Raw genomic sequence first — 3,272 nt, 5'->3', positions numbered from 1 at the left:
CCGGTGGGCCGGTGCGTGGGCGGGGGGACCTGCCGGGACACCACGGGCGTCGTCGTGCGCCGGCGTCCCGCCGTCCCCGTCGAGCCCCGGCCCGTACGCGACGTCCGCAGGGCCGCTCGTCGCGGGACCGTCGGAGGAGGCCCGGGCGTGGGCGGCCTCGCCGGCCTCGGCGTCCGGCGCGGTCACGGAGCCCGGTTCCTGATCCCCGGGGATCTGCTGAACAGGCGGGTCGGTCGGGTCGGTCAGGTCAGGAAGTCCGGACCCGTCCGACACGTCGGACCCGTCGGGCAGCCCGGAGGTGTCCGGCAGCGTCGACGTCGGCGGCGACGAGGGGACCGTGGGCAGCGAGGGCGACGACGGCAGCGGCAACGCCTCCAGCGGCGGCACCTCCACCCCCACGGCCTCGCCCAGCTCCTCGGTCACCGTCCCCACCACGCCACCGACCGGCCGCAGAACCCCGTCCGTCACGGTGCGGACGACGCCGTCGGTCACCGGGCGGAGGTCGTCCGGCGTCACCGGAAGGGGGGCGTCGAGCAGGGCCGGAACGGCGGCGCGGCCGGGCCGGGACTCCGGTGCCGCGGAGGGCGTCTCGGCGGCGGGGGCCGCCAGGGCCCGCTCCACCGGAACGGCGCCCAGCACCCTGCCCACGGCATCCGGCACCGCCGGCACTCCCTCGGCCGCCTGCGCCCGCTCCCCGCAGACCACACCGAGCAGGAACAGCCCGCCCACGAGCAGTGCCAGACGCAGCGCACGCCACCCGGCCGCCGTGCGCATCACGCGCAGAGCGGCACCGGGCAGGGCTGCTGACGACATCAAGGGGGAGCTTCCTCCTGCGGCGTACGGACGCGCGATCCTCGCACGGGACTCGGGAGGTTGCGCAAGCTCCCCGTTACCGATGGGTAGTCATGTCCGTTTTGCTGCCCGGAAACAGGCCACCGTACATCGACAAATCGTCACCCGGCGTCCGGTATCGGAAGCGGCCGCTTCTCGAGCGCCGCCGCCATCACCTCGGGGAAGAGATCCGGCGTGCAGGCGAAGGCCGGCGTGCCCAGCGCGGCCAGCGCCGCCGCGTGCTCCCGGTCGTACGCGGGCGCCCCCTCGTCGGACAGCGCCAGCAGCGTCACGAACTGCACCCCCGCCGCCTTCATCGCCGCGACCCGCTTGAGCATCTCGTTCCGTATGCCTCCCTCGTAGAGGTCGCTGATCAGCACGACCACCGTCTCCGCGGGCCGGGTGATCTGCGACTGGCAGTACGCCAGCGCCCGGTTGATGTCCGTACCGCCGCCCAGCTGCACGCCGAAGAGCACGTCGACCGGGTCGTCGAGCTGGTCGGTGAGGTCGACGACCGCCGTGTCGAAGACGACCAGCCGGGTGTCGATCGACCGCATGGAGGCCAGTACCGCCCCGAACACGGAGGCGTGCACGACCGATGCCGCCATGGAGCCCGACTGGTCGATGCAGAGGACGACCTCCTTCTTCACCGACCGGGACGCCCGCCCGTAGCCGATGAGCCGTTCCGGCACCACGGTGCGGTGCTCGGGCAGGTAGTGCTTGAGGTTGGCCGCGATCGTGCGGTTCCAGTCGATGTCGTGGTGGCGGGGCCGGCCGATCCGGGCGCTGCGGTCGAGCGCGCCGGTGAGGGTGGCCCGGGTGCGGGTGGCGAGCCGCTTCTCCAGGTCCTCGACGACCTTGCGGACGACGGCCCGTGCCGTCTCCTTCGTCGTCTCCGGCATCGCCTTGCTGAGGGAGAGCAGCGTGCCGACGAGGTGGACGTCGGCCTCCACGGCGTCGAGCATCTCCGGCTCCAGCAGCAGGGAGGCGAGGCCCAGCCGGTCGATGGCGTCCCGCTGCATGACCTGCACCACGGAGGACGGGAAGTAGGTCCGGATGTCCCCCAGCCAGCGCGCCACGGACGGGGCGGAGGCCCCGAGCCCCGCCGAACGCTCCCGCCGCGTCCCCGCTCCGCCGTTCTTCCCGTAGAGCGCGCCGAGTGCCCCGTCCATCGCGGCGTCCCGTCCGGACAGCGCGCATCCGGTGCCGTCGGCCGTGTCGCCGCCGAGCACGAGCCGCCACCGCCGCAGCCGCTCCCCCGCCGGGTCCGTGTCCATCTCCGTCTCGGTGCGCTCGGTCGTCATGCGTCCACCCCCACGAGGTCGTTGTCGTCCGCGTCCGCGAGGCCGTCGTGCGCGTCCAGGCCCAGCAGGAGGCGGACCACCGGCAGCACGGCGTCCGCGCGTGCGGTGTCGAGCACGTCGGCGAAGCCGGGTACGCCCGAGCCGGCCGTCGTCACGGCGCCCCGTCCCTCCGGCCCGCGCCGGACCAGCTCGCCGAGGGTGCGGCGCACTCCCGGTTCGTACGCCGAGAAGGTGCGGCGCAGCAGCGGCAGCACGTCCGTGAACGCGTCCGCCGGTACGCCGGTCAGCCAGGCGTCGACCAGGGCGAGCAGCCGCTCGTCGTGGACGAGGAGCATCCCTCCCCCGGAGCCGCCCCCGACGAAGCCCTCGATCCAGGCCGCCGCGTCCGCCGGTGGTGTCCCGGGTGAGAGGACGAGCGCCATGTGCCGTGCCGTCTCGTCCGGTGCCAGCGCGCCGTCGTCCAGCAGGAGCCGCACGGCGCGGCCCCGGACGACGCCGGCCACCGTGTCCCGCGCGGACAGCCCCCGCAGCACCGCCTGCCAGCGGGGCCGCAGATCGGCGTGGCCGGGCGCGGGGTCGTCGCCGAGCAGGCCCACCGCGCCGTGCACGGCGTCCACGTGACGCCGCATCTCCTCGGCGGCGTCGGCGTCCAGCGCGGCACAGGCCGCGGGGAGGCCGACGAAGACGCGCTCGGCGAGTCCCGCGGCGACCTCGGCCAGCGCGCCGGTGTCGGTGCCGCGCACGTCGCCGTAGCGCAGCGCGCGGACGAGGGCGGGCAGGGCCTGGGCGAGGTGGCCGACGTCCGTGTCGAGCGCCGCCCGGTCGGTGAGGGCCCGCATGACCGTGGGGAGCGCGTCCGGCAGCGCGGCGGGCAGGCAGCGCTCGGCGAGCGCGGTGACCTCGGCGAGCCCTCCTGCGGTGACGGCGTCCGCCTCGGCCTTGGCGGTCGCGGCGGCGAGCACGGCCGTGCCCCACACCCCGGCCTCGGCCACCCGCACGGAGAGTTCGGGTTCCCAGCGCAGCCGCCAGGTCTCCCGGAACGTGCCCGTGCTGCCCCGCGATCCGGCCGGCTCTCCCCAGCCGATGCCGAGCAGCCGCAGCCGGTGCAGCAGCCTGCTGCGGCCGGCGTCGGTCTCA

The 3,272-nt window shown here is 75.4% G+C and carries 3 protein-coding genes; all 3 read right to left on the bottom strand.

Features of this window, described 5'->3' with window-relative positions; translation table 11 throughout:
• The coding region (locus GTW67_RS04835) for a hypothetical protein (RefSeq protein ID WP_161163551.1) at positions 1-813 on the bottom strand (813 nt) is incomplete at its 3' end.
• A gap of 140 nt (positions 814-953) precedes the next feature.
• Positions 954-2,135: a vWA domain-containing protein gene (locus GTW67_RS04830; protein WP_202436824.1), complete on the bottom strand. Its 1,182-nt coding sequence runs from the start codon at positions 2,133-2,135 to the stop codon at positions 954-956.
• A partial coding sequence (locus tag GTW67_RS04825) for a DUF5682 family protein (RefSeq protein WP_237518666.1) occupies positions 2,132-3,272 on the bottom strand: 1,141 nt, incomplete at its 5' end. The genes GTW67_RS04830 and GTW67_RS04825, both read right to left, overlap by 4 nt.

Source organism: Streptomyces sp. SID5910 (genome assembly GCF_009862125.1).
Classification (GTDB): Bacteria; Actinomycetota; Actinomycetes; order Streptomycetales; family Streptomycetaceae; genus Streptomyces.
This window is presented reverse-complemented; position numbering and strand designations above follow the sequence as displayed.